At 64.6% G+C, this 17,542-nt stretch carries 16 protein-coding genes; 7 read left to right on the plus strand and 9 right to left on the minus strand.

Annotated features, from left to right (window positions below; translation table 11 throughout):
* Positions 1 to 105: 105 nt before the first annotated feature.
* Positions 106 to 1,335, plus strand: coding sequence for a hypothetical protein (locus BN1124_RS15885; RefSeq protein ID WP_042643461.1), 1,230 nt, complete (start codon positions 106 to 108; stop codon positions 1,333 to 1,335).
* 79 nt (positions 1,336 to 1,414) lie between these two features.
* Here BN1124_RS15885 and BN1124_RS15890 read toward each other — a convergent pair whose 3' ends face one another.
* Positions 1,415 to 1,792, minus strand: a complete 378-nt coding sequence (locus BN1124_RS15890) for a hypothetical protein (RefSeq protein ID WP_042643463.1) — start codon at positions 1,790 to 1,792, stop codon at positions 1,415 to 1,417.
* A gap of 194 nt (positions 1,793 to 1,986) precedes the next feature.
* Here BN1124_RS15890 and BN1124_RS15895 point away from each other — a divergent pair, with 194 nt between their 5' ends.
* The 3 genes from BN1124_RS15895 (at position 1,987) to BN1124_RS15905 (ending at position 5,382) form a co-directional block, all read left to right on the plus strand.
* Positions 1,987 to 3,363: a bifunctional NUDIX hydrolase/phosphatase PAP2 family protein gene (locus BN1124_RS15895; protein ID WP_042643465.1), complete on the plus strand. Its 1,377-nt coding sequence runs from the start codon at positions 1,987 to 1,989 to the stop codon at positions 3,361 to 3,363.
* A 10-nt stretch (positions 3,364 to 3,373) separates the two neighbouring features.
* The gene (gene ydiK / locus BN1124_RS15900) at positions 3,374 to 4,471 is read left to right on the plus strand and encodes an AI-2E family transporter YdiK (protein WP_042643467.1); all 1,098 of its coding nucleotides are present in this window, start codon (positions 3,374 to 3,376) and stop codon (positions 4,469 to 4,471) included.
* Between the two features lie 206 nt (positions 4,472 to 4,677).
* Positions 4,678 to 5,382 (plus strand): SDR family oxidoreductase, encoded by a 705-nt coding sequence (locus BN1124_RS15905; RefSeq protein WP_042643469.1) that lies wholly within the window; start codon positions 4,678 to 4,680, stop codon positions 5,380 to 5,382.
* 92 nt (positions 5,383 to 5,474) lie between these two features.
* Here BN1124_RS15905 and BN1124_RS15910 read toward each other — a convergent pair whose 3' ends face one another.
* The 4 genes from BN1124_RS15910 to BN1124_RS15925 all read right to left on the minus strand — a co-directional run bounded on the left by BN1124_RS15910 (position 5,475) and on the right by BN1124_RS15925 (position 9,795).
* Entirely contained in the window at positions 5,475 to 6,596 is a 1,122-nt protein-coding gene (locus BN1124_RS15910; RefSeq protein ID WP_042643471.1) for an agmatine deiminase family protein, read from the minus strand.
* A gap of 17 nt (positions 6,597 to 6,613) precedes the next feature.
* Positions 6,614 to 7,711 carry an extracellular solute-binding protein gene (locus tag BN1124_RS15915; protein ID WP_042643475.1) on the minus strand — a complete coding sequence of 366 codons (1,098 nt, stop codon included), beginning with the start codon at positions 7,709 to 7,711 and terminating at the stop codon, positions 6,614 to 6,616.
* Positions 7,708 to 8,607 carry an N-carbamoylputrescine amidase gene (gene aguB, locus BN1124_RS15920; protein ID WP_042643476.1) on the minus strand — a complete coding sequence of 300 codons (900 nt, stop codon included), beginning with the start codon at positions 8,605 to 8,607 and terminating at the stop codon, positions 7,708 to 7,710. Before aguB ends, BN1124_RS15915 begins: the two co-directional genes overlap by 4 nt.
* 135 nt (positions 8,608 to 8,742) lie before the next feature.
* Positions 8,743 to 9,795, minus strand: a complete 1,053-nt coding sequence (locus tag BN1124_RS15925; protein ID WP_042643477.1) for an agmatine deiminase family protein — start codon at positions 9,793 to 9,795, stop codon at positions 8,743 to 8,745.
* A gap of 116 nt (positions 9,796 to 9,911) precedes the next feature.
* On the opposite strand from BN1124_RS15925, the gene BN1124_RS15930 reads away from it, so the two are divergent.
* On the plus strand, positions 9,912 to 10,805 hold the full coding sequence (locus BN1124_RS15930; RefSeq protein WP_042643478.1) for a LysR family transcriptional regulator: 894 nt from the start codon (positions 9,912 to 9,914) through the stop codon (positions 10,803 to 10,805).
* 73 nt (positions 10,806 to 10,878) lie between these two features.
* A complete protein-coding gene (dhaR, locus tag BN1124_RS15935; RefSeq protein WP_378051762.1) occupies positions 10,879 to 12,789 on the plus strand; it encodes a dihydroxyacetone kinase operon transcriptional regulator DhaR in 1,911 nt (636 codons plus the stop codon).
* A gap of 65 nt (positions 12,790 to 12,854) precedes the next feature.
* Here the strand turns inward: dhaR and dhaM are convergent, their stop codons facing one another.
* The 4 genes from dhaM to BN1124_RS15955 form a co-directional block, all read right to left on the minus strand.
* Complete coding sequence (gene dhaM, locus BN1124_RS15940; RefSeq protein ID WP_042643480.1) at positions 12,855 to 13,571, minus strand: dihydroxyacetone kinase phosphoryl donor subunit DhaM; 717 nt, start codon at positions 13,569 to 13,571, stop codon at positions 12,855 to 12,857.
* 1 nt (position 13,572) lies between these two features.
* Positions 13,573 to 14,202: a dihydroxyacetone kinase subunit DhaL gene (gene dhaL, locus BN1124_RS15945; protein WP_042643482.1), complete on the minus strand. Its 630-nt coding sequence runs from the start codon at positions 14,200 to 14,202 to the stop codon at positions 13,573 to 13,575.
* 15 nt (positions 14,203 to 14,217) lie between these two features.
* Positions 14,218 to 15,288: a dihydroxyacetone kinase subunit DhaK gene (gene dhaK / locus BN1124_RS15950; protein WP_042643484.1), complete on the minus strand. Its 1,071-nt coding sequence runs from the start codon at positions 15,286 to 15,288 to the stop codon at positions 14,218 to 14,220.
* Positions 15,289 to 15,518: 230 nt separating this feature from the next.
* A complete protein-coding gene (locus BN1124_RS15955) occupies positions 15,519 to 16,877 on the minus strand; it encodes an NCS2 family permease (protein ID WP_042643485.1) in 1,359 nt (452 codons plus the stop codon).
* Between the two features lie 211 nt (positions 16,878 to 17,088).
* Between BN1124_RS15955 and BN1124_RS15960 the strand changes: the two genes are divergently transcribed.
* Positions 17,089 to 17,421 (plus strand): cupin domain-containing protein, encoded by a 333-nt coding sequence (locus tag BN1124_RS15960; protein ID WP_042643487.1) that lies wholly within the window; start codon positions 17,089 to 17,091, stop codon positions 17,419 to 17,421.
* Positions 17,422 to 17,542: the final 121 nt, after the last annotated feature.

Consider the following 17,542-nt stretch of genomic DNA (forward strand, 5'->3'; position numbering starts at 1 on the left):
TCCATCGTGTTACATCGTGAAAGGGGCAGCCCAGTTCAGGTGATGTTGTCGGGATATGACAGCATAACCCAATATTAATCAAATAATTACTTGGATATGTCGTCGATGCGTATCATGCCGTTGCTCCAGGCTGCCTGCCTGAGCCTGATGTTGTCCGCCTGCGTTGCCCCCCTGCTGATGATGAGCCCCACCAGCCAGCTGATGTGGGCCCTGCTCAAGCCCCTGGTCGGTTTCGATCCGAACGAAGCCAACCTGTTCGAGCAGCCGATCATCAAGGATCGGATGACCGCCATGCTGGGGCCCGACTACGACAGCACCATGCAGTTGCTCAAGACCGCCAACGAGTTGCAGCAGGAGGGGCCGCTGTTCTACGTGGTCTCTCGCTACGCCCCGGTGCCGGATGCCGCTAAGCAGGCGGGCATGGTGTGGAACGCCGAGACCAACCAGCTCTCCGTCATGCTGCAGAAGAAGGATGGCGCCACCCAGGTGTTCGGTGAAAACCTGACGGCAGCCACCCCGAGCTGGCCGAGCGCCATGCAGGATTGGCAGAGCCAGAGTGGCACCACGGCCACCGCCCTCAACGGCGTCGGCCAGGCCATGACGGGATCCGGTGGCTCCCTGCTCGGCAACATGGTGGGCGCCATGCAGCAGAGCGCAACTCAGGCGATCACCGGCTCGGCCAGGCAGGCGGTCGGCAGTGCCACCGGCGCGGTGCAACAGCAGGTGAGCAAGAGCGCCGCCGGCACCCTGCAGCAGGCCAACCAGGCCGTGACGGATTCCGCCAAACTGGCGGTGAGCAGCGCCGCTGCCAATACCCAGCAGCAAGCGACCAAGGCCGTGGCCGACACCGCCAAGCAAGCCGTGAGTAGCGCCGCTGCCAGCACTCAACAGCAGGCGACCAAGGCCGTGGCCGATACCGCCAAGCAGGCAGTCGGCAGCACCACCTCCACCGTGCAGCAGCAAGCCAGCAAGGCCGTGACCGACACTGCCAAACAGGCAGTCAGCAGCGCCGCCGTCAGCACCCAGCAGCAGGCCAGCAAGGCCGTGACCGACACCGCCAAGCAGGCCGCCAGCAGCGCCACCAGCACGGTGCAGCAGCAGGCCAGCAAGGCCATGGCAGACACTGCCAAACAGGCAGTCAGCAGCGCCGCCGTCAGCACTCAACAGCAGGTGACCAAAGCCGTGGCCGACACCGCCAAGCAGGCCGTCAGCAACGCCACCACCACGGTGCAGCAGCAAGCCAGCAAGGCCGTGACCGACACCGTCAAGGCCGCAGAGCAGGGTGACCAGGCCCGAGCGGACGCCGAGGCTGAGCTGGAGAAACTGCTTAACTGATATCGGGTGGCATATACCACCATGCAAACAGGCCACCCTAGGGTGGCCTGTTGTTTATCTGCGATGAGGCAGTGAAACCTTAAAAATGGCGATCCTGCTCGGAGGGCTTGGCCACCTTGTCTTCGCTGTGCTCGATGGCGGTGCGAATGAGATCGACGCCGGCCCGGATGATCAGCACCCCCATGTTGACCAGCTTGACGCAGACCCACAGGAAGGTGATCAGCAGTATCAGCTTGAGCACCGTCTGGAATGCCTCCAGGAAATTCTGCTCGAGCTGGTTGGTGAGGCCGCTGGCGCTGGTCATCAGCCAGGTGTAAACCTCACGCACGAAGGGGATGCGGCTCGGCATCTCCAGCACGTCCAGTGCGGCGGGCAAGGCCTGAAAGATGACGATGCTGCCAAAGAGTATCAGGATGACGCCAATGCCTATCCCCAAGAAAAAACCAATCTGTCGCATGGAAGGCCCCAAGCAGTGTTGAATGAGAAGAACAATAGCCGCCAATAGTAGGGACTGCCTCGGCCGACGGCAATCCTTGCGGCTCGGTTTGAACCCGAACCCTGCCGCTTCGGCCGGGATTTCATCAGGAATTCATTGCCCAAGTATCTGATTTCTGTGACCCTTGCCCCATTCATCAGCCCCATGGACCCGCCATGATCCGCGCCTTTTTTTTCCTGCTTCTGCTGCTGTCACCGTTGCTCGCCGTCCAGGCCGCCCAAACGGCCCCCAGTGCGGCCGCCTGCGTGATCCGCCACCAGCAACAGTTGCTGCTGGTGCAAGACAGGATCTCCGGGCGCTACAGCCTGAGTGGCGGCTACATAGACGCAGGGGAAAGCGCCGAGCAGGCGGCCCTGCGAGAGCTGTTCGAGGAGACGGGGCTGCGCGGCCGGATCACCGCCGAGCTGGGGCGCTGGCAGCGGGCCCAGCTGTTCGCCTGCCAGACCCTGGCTCCCATCCAGGCCCAGACAGGGACGGGCTTCGTCTCCCTGCTGCGGGCCCCCAACCTCGGCGGTGAAATTCTCAACGCCCGGCTGATCGAACCGGCCCTGCTGCCAGACGACCAGCGTCGCTTCCCGGCGCAGCTCGACTGGCTGGCCCCCAGACTCGCAGAGGTGCCCGAGAGCCCAATACAGTGGCAGACCGACTTCGGCGCTGGTGCCAGCCCACTGCACAGAGCAGAGCTGCCGCTGATCCAGCGCCTGCAAGGCTGGATAGGGCCAGACGCCCTCTGGCCCCTGGCCGGCAACCTGCTCGGCACCGCTCCCGTCCAGCTGGGGCTGGCCCTGCTGCTCTTGCCCCTGCTCGGTTGGCCGAGGCTCTACCGGATGCTGTTTGCCATGGTGCTGCTGACCCTGCTGGTGCAGCTCGCCAAGGAGGGGCTGGGCTGGCCGAGGCCCTTCCACCTGGACCCCGCGCTGGCGCAGCACAGCGCCCAGGGCTTTGGCATGCCGAGCGGCCACACCGCCTCCGCCCTGCTGTGCTGGGGTTTGATGCTCTGCTCGCTGCCGGGGATCCGGGCCTGGCAAGGCATCACCCTCGCCCTGCTGCTGGCGAGTCTGGCCGGGCTGGCTCGGGTCTGGCTCGGTGTGCACTTCATCTCGGATGTGGTGGTGGGCCTGGGGCTCGGCGCCCTCCTGCTGGCCCTGCGCAAACCTCTCTTCGCCCTGGCGGACAATCGGCTCGCCTGGTGGGGCCTGATCCTGCTCAGCCTGCTGGGGGCCGGGTTCACTCAATCCAGCGCCCTGGGGGCGCTGGCCATGTTCACCCTGGGGCTGGTATCGGGTACTCTGTTCCCACTCGAACGACACCCTGTGCCCGCCATCCGTTGTGCCCTGCTGGCCCTGGCGGTCAGCCTGGGTATCGGCGGCCTGTTGCTTGCCCTGCCGCTGCTCACCAGCAGCTCCCTGCTGATCCTGGTGGGGCAGGGATCGCTCATCGGTTGCCTGGGGCTCTGGCTGAGCGCCGGCCTCTGGTGGTCGCTACGTTTCATCCACCCCGGCCCCGCGCACCGGGGCCCAACCCCTACTTGAAGGGAATGCAATGCCTATGAAAAAAGTCGATTTGGCCAAGATAACCCTGGGGGTGCTGTTCCTCAGTCTGCTCATCATCTCGTGCTTCATGGTGCTGCGCCCCTTCCTGCCCGCACTGGTGTGGGCAACCATGATCACCATCGCCACCTGGCCGCTGATGCAGATGGCCCAGCGACTGCTGTGGGGCAAGCGGGCCCTGGCCGCCCTGCTGATGAGCAGCATACTGTTGCTGATGTTTGTCATCCCGCTGTTCATGGCGCTGGCCAACGTGGCGGAGAAGGCCCCCATGCTGATTGCGCTTGGCACCGAGTTGAGTCACTCGCCGCCTCCCGCGCTGCTCTGGTTGCAGCAGTTCCCGCTGGTGGGTGGCAAGCTGTATGAGTTCTGGCAGCAGATCCTGGCGAGCGGTGGTCAGGTGCTGTTCGCCAAGCTGGCCCCCTATTTCGGCCAGACCGCCCGCTGGCTCGCCTCACAGGCCGGCAACCTCGGCCTGCTATTCGTCCACTTCCTGTTGACGGTGGCCATCTGCGGCCTGCTCTACCACTCGGGAGAGAAGGCGGCGGACGGCATTCGTCGCTTCGCCCACCGGCTGGCAGGCCAGCGCGGTGACAACGCCGTCGTGCTGGCCTCCCAGGCCATCCGGGCCGTCGCCATGGGGGTGGTAGTGACCGCCCTGGTACAGTCGTCGGTGGCCGGGCTCGGCCTGATGATCGCGGGCATTCCCTACACCATGATTCTGGTGGTGCTGATGTTCCTGCTGATCGTGGCCCAGATAGGCCCCTTCCCGGTGCTGATCGCCAGCGTCGGCTATCTCTACTGGACCGGCGACACCACCTGGGGCACCTTCCTGCTGGTGTGGTCCCTGCTGGCGGGCACCATGGACAACTTCCTGCGCCCCTTCCTCATCAAGCGCGGCGCCGACTTGCCGCTGATCCTGATCCTGGTCGGGGTCATCGGCGGCCTGCTGGCGATGGGCATCATTGGCCTCTTCATCGGCCCGGTGGTGCTGGCGGTGGGTTACACCCTGCTGGATGCCTGGATCAAGGAGGAGGATCACCAGAGCAGCGACAAGGCGCTGGCGCCGCCCCAGGGCAAACAGATGCCATGATGCAAGACGCCGCCCCAAGGGCGGCGTTTTTCTTTCAAGATCAACGGCTGTGCTCCGGCAATTTGAAAGAGCCGTCATCCACCTAGAACCAAAGTTCGAACGTCTTACGCCAAATCCGAACCAGAGTTCGAGCCGCCACCGCCTCCCCCCTACCGTCCCGAATCGCCCCCCGCCACAATGCCTCCATCATTCAGGAGGTACAGAAGATGAACGAACTGAGAGCAACACGCGCCCTGATCACAGGTGGCGCGAGCGGTATCGGACTGGCCATCGCCGAGGCACTGGCCAGCCAGGGGGTGGAGCTGATCCTGGCCTCCCGCCGCCAGTCATTGCTGGAGCAGGAGTCGGCACGCCTTAGCGCCCAATACGGGGTGAGGGTGCTGCCGCTGGTGCTGGATGTGTGCGACGGCGCCCAGGTGCGCGCCCAGCATGCCCAGGCTAGCGCATTGCTCGGCCCCATCGATCTGCTGATCAACAACAGCGGGGTCGGCAGCGACTACCTGGTGCAGGATCTGCCGGAATCCGAGTGGGACAGGGTGATGAACACCTGCGCCAAGGGGACCTTCCTGCTGACCCAGGCCTGCCTGCCGGACATGCTGGCCCGCCGCCACGGCACCATCATCAACATCGCCTCCCAGGCCGCCAAGCACGGCTATGCCAGGGCCAACGTCTACTGCGCCGCCAAGTTTGCGGTGCTGGGCTTCGCCAAGGCGCTGCGGGAAGAGGTGCAACATCAGGGCATCCGGGTGCATACCCTCTGCCCCGGCCTGGTGCAGGTACCGCCCCCGGCCTGCGCATCTGAGCGCAAGCCCGGCTGGTTGCAGGTGGAGGATCTGGCCGAGGCCGTGCTCTACACCCTGCGCCAGCCCGCCCACGTTCAGCTCGACGAGATCGGCATGACGGGGATCTGACCAAGGCGAACCATCTGACGACAGCAATGACATGGGGCGCCGAAGCGCCCCATATGGTATTTCACGCTGCAATAATCAACCTTGTCAGAATATCAGGCAGGCTGATGCAGGGTGATACAGTGGATACCACCGCCACCGGCGGCCACAGGATCTATGTCTATCTGCACGACCGTCCGACCCGGATAGAGGCGAGCCAGCAGATCCCGGCAGTAGCGGTCGGCCTTGGCATCGCCGAACTGGGGGGCGATGACGGCACCATTGATGGGCAGGTAGTTGATGTAACCGGCGGCAAAATCCGGGCTGCGGCTGAATTTGTTGTCTCGCCCGCCCTGCGGGGGCGGCAGCTGATGCAGTTCCAGCTTGTTGCCATCGGCGTCCGTCGCCTGCTGCAAGATGGCCAGATGCTGGCGGGTCACCTTGTAATCGTAGGAGTCGGGATCGTTATCCATGTTGATCACCACCACCCCGGGGCGCACGAAGCGGGCGTAGAAGTCCACGTGGGCGTCGGTGATGTCCTTGCCCTTGATCCCCGGCAACCAGATGATCTTGCGCAGCCCCAGATTGAGCTTGAGCTCCGCCTCCACTTGCGCCTTGCTGAGGCCCGGATTGCGGTTGCTGTTGATCCAGCTGCTCTCGGTCATGATGGCGGTGCCATTGCCGTCCACTTCGATGCCGCCCCCTTCCCCGATCAGCTCGCTCTGCAGACGGTGGGCATCGGTCTGCCGGCCCACCAGGGTGGCGACCCTGGCGTCATAGCTGTGCTCCTGCTTGTCGCCCCAACCGTTGAAGTTGAAGTCCACCAGCCCGAGCGCCCCCTGCTCGTCCTGCACGAAGACGCCGCCGGTATCCCGCAGCCAGATGTCGTCCAGCTCGGCGTTGATGAAGCGGGTGTTGTGCTCGCCGCACAGCTGGCGCGCCAGATCCTCTTCCTCCTCGTGACAGAGCACACACACCTGGGTGTAGGGGGTCATGGCCTTGACCAGCCGGCCTATGGTGGCCTGTACATCCTTGTAGTTACGACCCCAGATATCACTGTTGGCGCCAAAAGCCACCCAGACCTGAGCCTGGGGCGAGGACTCTTCCGGCATGTGGTAGCGACCGGTGACACTGGTCTCGCCGGCGGCAAAGGCCGAGCGGGCACCGGGCAGGCTGCCAAACCCGGCAATGGCGCCGAGGGCGACCAACTGTTTCAATACATGGCGTCGGGAAAACATCTTTCTACTCCTAAGGTTCAGAGGCTGCTCTTGAAGCGAGTCCAGGCTCGCATGCGGGCACGCATCTGGGATTGTGCAATGTCTTTGCCCGGAATGAGCCGCTGGTAGCTGGCCTCATCCAGGTAAATATCCGAGTTGCTCGTCATGGTGGTATCCACCATGGGTTTGGCCTTGGCACTGGCGGTCGGATAGCCGGTGCTGTTGGTGATGGCCGCCATGTTGGCCGGGCGCATCACGAAGTTGATGAAAGCATAGGCATACTCGGGATGGGGGGCATCCGTCGGGATCGCCATGGTATCCATCCAGATGGTGCTCCCCTCCTTCGGTAGCCGGTATTCAAAATCGAGGTCCTTGCCCGCCTCGGCGGCGGCCCGCCTGGCCTGGGTCATGTCACCGCTGTAACCCAGGGAGAGGCAGAGATCCCCGTTCACCAGCGGCGTCACCGGCTGGGACTGGAACTTGCGGATATAGGGCTTGATCCCCTTGAGCAGGGCCAGGGCCGCCTCCAGATCCGCCGCCTTGCCGCTGCGCGGATCCCGCCCCAGATAGTGCAGCACCACCGCCAGCACCTCGTCGGGGGAGTCGATGACAGAGATGCCGCAATCCGCAAATTTCGCCGCCAGCTCGGGCTTGAACAACATGTCCAGGCTGTTGACCGGGGCATCCGGCATCCGCTGCTTGATCGCGTCCGCATTGTAGGTGAGCCCTATGGTGCCCCAGGTGTAGGGCACCACCGCCTCCTTCGCATGGGGGTAGGCCTGCTGCAAGCGCACCAGCTCGGGATCCAGGTCGCCGAGGTGCTGCAACTTGCCCTTGTCGAGCGGCTGCAGGCTGCCCGCCCGCATCAGCCGCTCCGCCACCGTATCGCCAGGGAAGATCAGGTCATAACCGCTGCGACCCGCCATCAGCTTGGCCTCCAGGGTCTCGCTGCTGTCCATCACGTCGTAGATGACCCGGATCCCGGTTTCCCTGGTAAATTCACTCAGGGTATCGGGGGCAAAATAATCGGACCAGTTGTAGAGGCGCAGCACCTTCTCCTCCTGCGCCTCCTCGGCCTGGGCCCCGACGCTCAACAGCAGGGCCAGCCCCATGGCTATCTTGGTGAGGGCGCTCATGATGGGCGCCCTCCCAGATGGCTGCGCCCGTCCAGGCTCAGCAGGGCACCGTACATCTCGGGACGGCGATCCCGATAGATGCCCCAACTCAGCCGCTCCTCGGCCATGGCCGCCAGATCCAGTTCCTGCACCAGCACCCCCTGGCTGTCCCTGTCCGCCTCGGCCAGCAGGGCCCCCTTGTGATCCGTGATGAAGGAGGAGCCATAGAAGCGCATCTGCAGCTCGGGATCCTGGGTCGCCACCTCGCGGCCGATGCGGTTGGCGGCGATCACCGGCATGATGTTGGCGGCGGCATGGCCGCGCTGGGTCAACTGCCAGTGATCCCGCGAGTCGAGCGCGGCCGCCCCCGGCTCGGAGCCGATGGCGGTGGGATAGAGCAGCAGCTCGGCCCCCTGCAGCGCCATGGCACGGGCCGCCTCCGGGAACCACTGATCCCAGCAGATGCCGACCCCGATGCGGCCGGCGGCCGTGTCCCAGACCCGAAACCCCGTGTCCCCCGGGCTGAAATACTCCTTCTCCTGATAGCCGATGGCGTTGGGGATATGGGTCTTGCGATAGACCCCCAGCAATCGGCCATCCGCATCCGCCATCGCCAACGAATTGAAGTAGGCGTTGCCGGCGCGCTCGAACCAGCTGATGGGCAGCACCACCCCCAGCTCCCGCGCCAGGGCCGAGAAGCGGCGCAGCACCCGGCTCTGCTCGAACGATTCCGCCAGCGCCAGATGGCCGTGATATTGCTCGATGCAGAAGTAGGGCGTGGCGAACAGCTCCTGCAACAGCACCAGGTTGGCCCCCTTGGCGACCGCCTCCCTCACCAGCCCCTCGGCGATATCCAGATTGCGCTCCAGCTCCCAGCTGCACGCGAACTGCGTGGTTGCGACGACTATCTTGCTCATCCGGATACCCTCCCTGACACCCGTTCCCGCTGACAGGCGACTTGTGTGGTTGCGACGACCTTGTTCATGAATGTCTCCTCCCTGATCCCATCACGACACCTCGTCAGGCGCACCTGACGAGGCTGATCCCAATCCTTAACCCTGCAGTGGCCAGGCCGGCTGCTGCTGGGTGATGCAGTGAATGCCGCCGCCGCCGTGGGCCAGCTGGTTGATGCGCACCGGCACCAGCTGCCGGTCCGGGAAGGCGAGCCTCAGCACGGCACCCGCCGCCTCGTCTGCCGCCACGCCATAGGCGGGCATGATGATGGCGCCGTTGGCGAGGTAGAAGTTGGTGTAGGAGGCGCAGAACACCTCGGCCTCGGCGTCTATCGCCTCACTCGCCTCGAACAGTTCGCGGCACTCGAAGCCGCGCCCTCTGGCATCGGTCGCCAGGGCCAGGGCGCGGCGATTCTCCGCCACCACCCGGCCATAGGTGGAACCCGCATCCAGGGTCGCATCTACCAGCAGCTGACCTGGGCGGCTGAAGGCGCAGACGCCGTCCACGTGGCCGTCCGTCATGTCGCCGGTGACGTGATCCGGATCCCCCGGCAGCCAGATGGTCTTCTCGATGCCGAGCAAGCGGCCGAAGATCCCTTCGATCTCCTGCTTGTTCATGCCGGGGTTGCGGTTGCTGTTGAGCAGCACGGATTCCGTGGTGATCAGGGTGCCCTCGCCGTCCACGTGGATGGCGCCCCCCTCGTTGGCGAGGAAGCTGCCGATGCACTCCAACTCCAGGCTGTTGAGGATGCGCCGCGCCAGCCCCTCGTCCAGGCCATGGGCCGACTTGCCCCCCCAGGCGTTGAAGCGCCAGCTGATGCCAGCGGTGCCGAGCTCTGGGTGACAGATGAAGGTGGGGCCAGAGTCCCGGCACCAACTGTCATCCACCGGCAGCGGGATCAGGGTGACCCGATCGCCGCACAGGGCGCGTGCCTCTGCAATGGCGTCGGGATCCACCACCAGATTGACCGGCTCGAAGCGGGCAATGGCGTTGACCACCCGGGCGAAGTCCTGCTGCACCTCGGCCAGGGTGACGCCCCAACCGTTTTCCCACTGCGCCTTGTTGTGCGGCCAGACCATCCAGGTCGCCGTGTGTCGGCACCACTCGGCGGGCATAAACCAGCCTGCTGCCACCATTCCCTGCTCGCGCATCTCACCCTCTCTGATTAGGTACTATTAAGGTTGCTGACGATGGGAATAGACTATTCTCGCTAGCGATGGCGAACAAACGATCGATTTTCGGTAAAAGTGATAAGCGGAGCTAATCAATGATGTTCAAACACTGGCCTCCCCTCAATGTGCTGCGGGGCTTCGAGGCCGCCGCCAGGCTCGGCAGTTTTCATCAGGCGGCCCAGGAGCTGCACCTCACCCAGTCCGCCATCAGCCAGCAGATCCGCTCCCTGGAGGAACTGCTCGGCCAGCCCCTGTTTCATCGCCAGGGCCGCTCGGTCGCCCTCACCGATGCGGGCCAGGATCTGCTGGCCACCACCCAGAATGTGCTGCTGCAACTCGCGGTGGGGATCCAGCGGCTCGAGCAGTACCGCAAGCCGAATCAGCTGGTGCTCAACACCACGACGGCCCTCGCCCGGCTCTGGTTGCTGCCCCGGCTGGCTGACTTCCATCGCCAGCATCCAGAGATCGATCTCTGGCTGTTCACCAGCGACGAGGCCCCCAACATGGCCGAGCAGACCATAGATCTCGCCCTGCGCAGCGATATCGAGGCCCAGGCCGAGTGCAGCCATAGAACGCTGCTGGCGGATCGGCTGCTGCCGGTGGCGACCCCGGCCGTCTTGACCCAACCCGCCGCCGAGCGCACCACCCTGCACGGGGAACGTGAGCTGGACTGGCACCACTGGACGCTGAAAGGAGGGGAGGATCTGCAACTGCGCACCCAGGGGCTCAACTTCTCCGATCCCGGTCTGCTGCAAGACGCCGCCAGCGCCGGCCTGGGGGTGGCGCTGGTAAGCGAGCTGCTCTCCCGCCCCGCCCGCCAGCAGGGTCTGCTGCTGCCGCTCTCGGTACATCGGGTGGCCGGCCCTCGCTGGAGCCTGCTGGTGCACCAGGAGAGCGAGAGCAGCCCCCAGTGCCGAGCCTTCTGCCACTGGCTGGAGCAGCAATTTGCCGAGGCGACCATCGCCATGGACGAGGAGGCGACTCTCTGAGGCGGGTCACTGAATCCGCCGGGGTGGCGTGGTTAAATGCAGGGCTTAGCCCTTGCCGGACATCCCCTTGACCCTGCCATCCGATTCCCAGCCACATCAGCCCTGGCCCGACTATCTACAGGCCTCCTGGCTGCGCTGCGCCCACCAGACCAGCCGGGAACACTGGCATCCGCCCCACAGCGCCAGGGGGCAGACCCTGCACAGCCTGCGCCAGCGCAAGCGGGACTTGCTCACCACCGGCGAGATGGCGCTGGAGGATCTCTACGAATACATGGAGGGGCGGCCCTGCGCCCTGCTGCTGACCGACGAGAGCGGCTGCCTGCTGGCACGCACCGGCCATGGGGAGACCCTCGCCGAGCTGGAGGCACTCGGTTTCGGCCTCGGCGCCTTCTTCAGCGAGGGGCGCATCGGCACCAATGCCATCAACCTGGCGGCACTTGCTGGCATACCGCTCGTCGTCAGCGGCACCCAACACTTCAACCAGACCCTGCACCCCTGGCACTGCTGCGCCAGCCCTGTCTATAACAGCAACGGTCGTCAGGTCGCCATAGTCGCGCTGATCTGCAAGCTGGACGCGGCGGCGGCGGGAGATCTCGCCCTCACCGTCGGCGCCGGTCGCGAGCTGGCCCACCTGCTGCAGATGGAGACCCTGATGCAGGAGTCCCAGCGCCACCTGAGCGAGCTCTATGCCCTGCTCGATGGCATGGATGATGGCGTGCTGGCCTGGGATCCCCAGGGCAGGCTGCGCTACCTCAACGCGCTGGCAGCCCAGCGCTTGCGGCTCGATCCGGCGCTCTGCCTTGGCCAGCCGCTGGAGCGGCAGTTGCTGCTGCCCCAGCGGTTGCGACTCGCCATCGAGGGACAGACGCCCTTAAGCCATGTGGAGCTGACCCTGGAGCTGACAGGAGGGCGGGCAGAAGAGCAGAGCGGGGAGTTTATCAATGTCCTGCTGAGCCTCAAGCCGCTACCGGGGCCGGACGGCGTCAGCTTCATCGCCCTGCTGCACCCGCTGGACAGGCTCAGGGCCATCAACCAGCTGCGCCAGGCGGTGCCGGAGCTCTCAGCTCTGGTCGGGGTATCGAGCGCCATGCGCAAACTGCTGCGTCATGCCCGCCAGGCCACCCAGAGTCAGGGGCCCGTGCTGCTGCGCGGGGAGGAGGAGGTGGGCAAGGTACAGCTGGCGGAGGCGATCCATTTTGGCAGCGATCGCGCCGCCGGCCCCCTCATCATCCTCAACTGCCAGGCGCTGCCGAGCGAGCGGATGGCGCTGGAGCTGATGGGTTCCGACGAATCGGGTCAGGAGCGGGCGGGCAAGTTCGAGCTGGCCCACGGCGGCACCCTGGTGCTGGAGCAGGTGGAGTATCTGCCCGCCCCCATGCAGGCGGCCCTGCTGCAACTGCTCAAGACCGGCCGCATCCAGCGCTTCGACTCGGCCCGCATCCTGCCGCTCAGGGTGAGGATCATCGCCACCAGTAGCGCCGCGCTGGAGCAGCGGGTGCAGGAGGGCCAGTTTGGCCGCCAGCTGCTCTATGCCCTGCAGGCCTGTGAACTGCGGGTGCCTGGCCTGCGTGAGCGCGTGGCCGACCTGCCCGCCCTCATCGATCAGCAGCTGGGGGCCCAAGGGCGCGAGCCCGTTCGTCATTTCAGCCCGGCGGCCCTCGACTGTCTGCTGGCCTACCCCTGGCCCGGCAACCTGGGGGAGCTGCGCAGCGCCGTCGAGCACGCCCTGCTCCACAGCCAGGAGGGGCCCATACCGCCGCAGGCGCTGCCGGCCGCCATTCGCCACGGCCATCAACTGCTGGCCGGTGAAGTGGTGGGGCAACCCCTGCTCAGCCTGGCCGAGCTGGAGCGCCAGGCCATACTGCGCTGCGCCCACGCCTGTCAGGGTCAGGTCAGCCTGATGGCGCAGCACCTTGGCATCAGCCGCACCACCCTCTGGCGCAAGTTGAAGCAGTGGCAGATAGAGCCGGGGAAACAGGGCTGAGCGGCGGCATCTTGCGGCAATAAAAAAGAGGGGCACTGGCCCCTCTCTCGTCATCACTCGCTTGTCTATTCGCCGAAGCGCCCCTCTGCCAGGGCCTGAAACGCCTGTATCGCTTGTTCCGCCTCGGGGCCGCTGGCCCTGAGCTCAATCTCGTCGCCACAACGCACGTCCAGCATGGCGAGCCGGGTCAGGCTGCGGGGATTGATCCCCTTGTCACCCTTGTAGAGGGTGAGCTCCGCCTCGAACGGCTTGAGCGCCGCCACCAGTTTGGCGGCGGGGCGTACGTGCAGGCCGTGGGGATTGCACACCCGATGGCGCCAACTCAGTTGGGTCACCTCCGGGGCGAGCTCGGGGATGGCCGGGGTGCTGAGCTCCCGTCCCCCCAGCATGGCGACCTTGGCCTGCAAGCCCGCCAGCGCCTCCGCTGCCACCTCATCGAGGCTGAGACCCGCCCCAGCCGCTACCACGGCGGCCAGGGTGCCTTCGACCAGCGGCGCAGGGCTGAGCCGCACCCGAGCACTCAGCTCGGCAGGCAACAGCTCGAGGGCGGTCTCGGCGCTCAGCAGGGCGCTGCCGAGATCCATCAGCACCAGTACGCCGCTGCCGTCATCCGCTTGCTCTATCGCACTCATCACCGCGATGGCATCCGTGCCGATGGGATGCTCGGGATCATCGACCCCGGCCGCCAGCAGCAATCGGGCCGGGCTGCCCATCTGGTCGGCCAGCGCTTGCAAGCCGGCCGCCAGGGTGGCGCTGTGAGAGACTACTACGATGCCGATCATCTCATAACCTCGCTCTGTCCCGCAGGGCGGTCAGCAACAGCAGGCTCGAGGTGGCCCCGGCATCCTGATGACCTATGCTGCGCTCCCCCAGATAGCTGGCGCGCCCCTTGCGAGCCTGCATCTGTATGGTGGCCTCGGTGCCGGCCGCCGCGGCCAGCACCGCCTTGTCCAGCGCCTCGGCCAGGGTCAGCTCCTGTTGCTGCGCCTGTTGCAGGGCAGCCAGGGCCGGCCACCAGGCGTCGCACATGGTTTTGTCGCCGGGCTCGGCACGGCCGCGAGAGACGATCCCCTCCACCCCGTCGGCCAGCATCTTGGCGAGTTGCCCCAGGGTCAGGCTCTGGCAGGCCTCGGTGCTGGCCGCCGCCCGGATGAAGAAGGTGCCGTAGAGCGGGCCGCTGGCGCCACCCACCGAGGAGAGCAGGGTCATGCCGGTGGTCTTGAGCACCTGGCCTATGTCCTTGTCCGCCACCGCAGGCAGCTTCTCGGCGACCTTGGTGAAACCGCGCTGCATGTTGAGGCCATGATCCCCGTCGCCGATGTCGGTATCCAGTGCGGTGAGATAGGCCCGCTGATCGGTAAAAATGTGCTCGCAATCGAGCAGCCAGTTGACGATCTGATGCTTGCTTAACATGAGAGTAAGAACTCCTTAGCAGCCGCGACGCAGGGCAGGGGTGTGAACGGGAGCATCCCACAGGCTCATCAACTCGTCATCCACCTTGAGCAGGGTGATGGAGAGGCCGGTCATGTCGAGAGAGGTGCAATAGGGGCCGACCAGGTTGCACACCAGGTGGATGCCCGCCTCCTCGCACAGCACGGCGAGCCGGCCATAGACGCCATACAGCTCGGAGATGGGGGTGCCCCCCAGGCTGTTGACCAGGGCGATGACACGATCGCCTCTGTTGAGGGGCTCGATGAAGCTGTGCTCCTCCTGCCAGCTGCCGGAGGCTCTGTCCCAGTGGCGCAGGGTGCGGCCATAGGGGGCGTTGTCCGCCAGCTCCTTGAACATGTCGTTCACCAGGGTATCGAGATCGGTGAAGGGGCGGCGCGCTATGCCGGGTTCGCCGTGAATACCGACTCCGAACTCCATCTCGTTGTCCGCCAGGGTGAAGGAGGGTTTGCCTGCCGCAGGGACTGTGCAGGCGTGCATGGCAACCCCTATGGTGCGGCTCTGGTTGTTGATGCGACGGGCCAGCGCCTCGCAGCGCGCCAGATCATAGCCCGCCTCGGCGGCGGCACCGACCAGCTTCTCGCACAGCACAGTGGTGGCGACACCGCGACGGCCTGCGGTATAGAGACTGTCTTTCACTGCCACGTCGTCATCGATCAGGGAGAAGCCCACCTTGACCCCGTCGCCGTGCAGCAGCTCCACCGCGGTCTCGAAGTTGAGCACATCGCCGGTGTAGTTCTTCACCAGGAACAGCACACCAGCGCCGCCATCGACCGCCTGACCGCACTCATACATCTGATCCGGGGTCGGTGAGGTGAAGATCTCGCCGGGGCAGGCACCATCCAGCATTCCCTTGCCCACCAGGCCGCCGTGCATGGGTTCGTGACCGCTGCCACCGCCGGAGACCAGCGCCACCTTGCCCATGACGGGGGAGTCGGCACGAGTGATGTAGTGAGGCTCGATACGAACCTTGAGCTCGGGGTGGGCGGCGGCCATCCCCATCAGTTGTTCACGGACCACGGCATCGATGGCATTGATCAGCTTCTTCATGGCTCACTCCTTTGGCTTGCCACCGCGCGGGTGACAGATGGTTGATGGAGCCAGTCTAACGGGATAACGCGGGATAAAAATGACGGTCGTTCCGGTTCGGATTTGAAACAGCAAGAGAGGCTGCTTCGTTCCAATTTGAAACGGCGCGACCTGATAAGGATGGAAACTGTTAGCCCCCTCACAACCATGAAAAGGGCCCCCGCAGGAGCCCTTCATACCAACCGGAAGCCTTAGATGGCCCAGCCACCGGCGTAGAACACCACCAGTGCCACGGCGATGATGACGGTGCCGGGGTTGAGCTTCTTCCACTCGGCGGCAAACAGACGCCCCACCACCAGTGCCACGAAGCCCAGCATGATGCCGGTGACTATGTTGCAGGTGAGCACGATGAAGACGGCGCACAACATGCCCGACAGCGCATCGACCGAGTCGCTGAAGTCCAGCTTGGTGACGTTGCCCAGCATCAGCAGACCGACGTACATCAGTGCCGGTGCGGTAGCGTAGGCCGGTACCAGATAGCTCAGGGGGGAGAGGAAGATCATCAGCAGGAACAGCACCCCGACCAGAGTCGCGGTCAGGCCTGTCTTGCCACCGGCGGCGGTGCCGGCGGCGGACTCGATGTACACGGCTGCCGGTGCACCACCGACCACGCCCGCCACCATGCTGCTGACGGAGTCGGCCGTCAGGGCCTTGCCGCCACTGATGATGTGACCACGTTCGTTGATGAGGCCAGCCTGGCCTGCCACGGCGCGAATGGTGCCGGTCGCATCGAACACGGCAGTCATCACCAAGGCCAGCACGGTCGGGATCACCACGGGATTGAGGGCGCCCAGCAGATCCATGCTGCCCACCAGGGAGCCCTTCTCACCGGTCAGGCTCGGCATGGCGAAGAAGCCCTGCCAAGTCACCTTGGGGTCGAAGGCCAGACCCAGTGCGGAGATGGCGATGATCACCATCAGGATGCCGCCCGGCACCTTGCGGCGCTCCAGGCCGAAGATGGCTGCCAGACCCAGCACCGTCATAATGACGGGGAAGGAGGTGACCTCGCCTAGCTGAACTGGCAGACCAGCACCTTCGTTCTTGATCACCATGCCGACGCCGTTAGTGGCGATCAGCAGCAGGAACAGGCCGATGCCGATCCCGGTGCCGTGGGCGATGCCGGAGGGCAGGTTATCCAGGATCCACTGGCGCACGCCGGTCACGCTGATCAGGGTAAACAACACCCCCATCAGGAAGATGGCGCCGAGGGCCACCGGAATGCTCAGACCCTGCCCCAGCACCAGGCTGAAGGCGGTGAAGGCGGTAAGGGAGATGGCGCAACCTATGGCCATCGGCAGCTTGGCCCAGAGCCCCATCAGCAGAGAGCCGAAAGCGGCGATCAAGCACGTCGCCACAAACACAGGCCCCTGCTCAAAGCCGGCGACACCCAGCATGTTGGGCACCACTATGATGCTGTACACCATGGCCAGGAAGGTGGTCAACCCGGCCAACAGTTCCTGGCGCACGCTGCTGCCGCGCTCGGAAATGGAAAAATAGGAGTCCAGAAGGCCGCTCTTCCCTGCTTGTGCGGCGATGTCTTGCGTTGCCATAACTCATCCTGAAAGTGTGAAGGAAATCGTTTGCTTTTATGGCTGCGCAAAATAGCAAGAATTTGCCAAGATTGCAGCGACTTCTCCGAATTTTTCCACAAAGTCACCACAAAAAGCTCCAGTTGTGACTCAAAATACCCATCCGACCACCGCGTCCCGCCAGAAGGAGGGCCCTATACTGCAAGGACAGACATCACAGTGGAGATGACCCATGCACAGTCGCAGCCTGCTGAACGATATTCCCTCCCCTCTGCCCACCGAGCTCTTTCAGGATCTGGTCAGCACCAATCACCTGCGGATAGAGCGCATCGTTTCCCAAGGTCATCAGACAGCCCCCGGCGAGTGGTACGATCAGGATGAACACGAGTGGGTGTTGATCGTGCAGGGTGAAGCCAGCCTGCTGTTCGTCGATCCGCAGACTCAGGAGCAGCAGTTGGTGCTGCTGGGCCCGGGGGATCACATCAACATTCCCGCCCGCCAGAAGCATAGGGTCGAGTGGACACATCCCGAGATGGCGACCATCTGGCTCTGCGTATTCTATTAAGAATGCTACTGGAACAAGTTAAACATCTTTAAAACTGATGGGAGAAGGGGCGCAAAGAAGGGATAAGGGGGGGTGTTTTAGGTATAAAAAAGCCCAGTCTGTCGACTGGGCTTCTTGTTAG

This window comes from Aeromonas eucrenophila, from assembly GCF_000819865.1.
GTDB lineage: Bacteria > Pseudomonadota > Gammaproteobacteria > Enterobacterales > Aeromonadaceae > Aeromonas > Aeromonas eucrenophila.

Excerpts from the sequence above, each read along its gene's own strand:
- BN1124_RS15885 (WP_042643461.1), top strand. The coding sequence starts at position 106 with ATGCGTATCATGCCGTTGCTCCAGGCTGCCTGCCTGAGCCTGATGTTG.
- BN1124_RS15890 (WP_042643463.1), bottom strand. The coding sequence starts at position 1,792 with ATGCGACAGATTGGTTTTTTCTTGGGGATAGGCATTGGCGTCATCCTG.
- BN1124_RS15895 (WP_042643465.1), top strand. The coding sequence starts at position 1,987 with ATGATCCGCGCCTTTTTTTTCCTGCTTCTGCTGCTGTCACCGTTGCTC.
- ydiK (WP_042643467.1), top strand. The coding sequence starts at position 3,374 with ATGCCTATGAAAAAAGTCGATTTGGCCAAGATAACCCTGGGGGTGCTG.
- BN1124_RS15905 (WP_042643469.1), top strand. The coding sequence starts at position 4,678 with ATGAACGAACTGAGAGCAACACGCGCCCTGATCACAGGTGGCGCGAGC.
- BN1124_RS15910 (WP_042643471.1), bottom strand. The coding sequence starts at position 6,596 with ATGTTTTCCCGACGCCATGTATTGAAACAGTTGGTCGCCCTCGGCGCC.
- BN1124_RS15915 (WP_042643475.1), bottom strand. The coding sequence starts at position 7,711 with ATGAGCGCCCTCACCAAGATAGCCATGGGGCTGGCCCTGCTGTTGAGC.
- aguB (WP_042643476.1), bottom strand. The coding sequence starts at position 8,607 with ATGAGCAAGATAGTCGTCGCAACCACGCAGTTCGCGTGCAGCTGGGAG.
- BN1124_RS15925 (WP_042643477.1), bottom strand. The coding sequence starts at position 9,795 with ATGCGCGAGCAGGGAATGGTGGCAGCAGGCTGGTTTATGCCCGCCGAG.
- BN1124_RS15930 (WP_042643478.1), top strand. The coding sequence starts at position 9,912 with ATGATGTTCAAACACTGGCCTCCCCTCAATGTGCTGCGGGGCTTCGAG.
- dhaM (WP_042643480.1), bottom strand. The coding sequence starts at position 13,571 with ATGATCGGCATCGTAGTAGTCTCTCACAGCGCCACCCTGGCGGCCGGC.
- dhaL (WP_042643482.1), bottom strand. The coding sequence starts at position 14,202 with ATGTTAAGCAAGCATCAGATCGTCAACTGGCTGCTCGATTGCGAGCAC.
- dhaK (WP_042643484.1), bottom strand. The coding sequence starts at position 15,288 with ATGAAGAAGCTGATCAATGCCATCGATGCCGTGGTCCGTGAACAACTG.
- BN1124_RS15955 (WP_042643485.1), bottom strand. The coding sequence starts at position 16,877 with ATGGCAACGCAAGACATCGCCGCACAAGCAGGGAAGAGCGGCCTTCTG.
- BN1124_RS15960 (WP_042643487.1), top strand. The coding sequence starts at position 17,089 with ATGCACAGTCGCAGCCTGCTGAACGATATTCCCTCCCCTCTGCCCACC.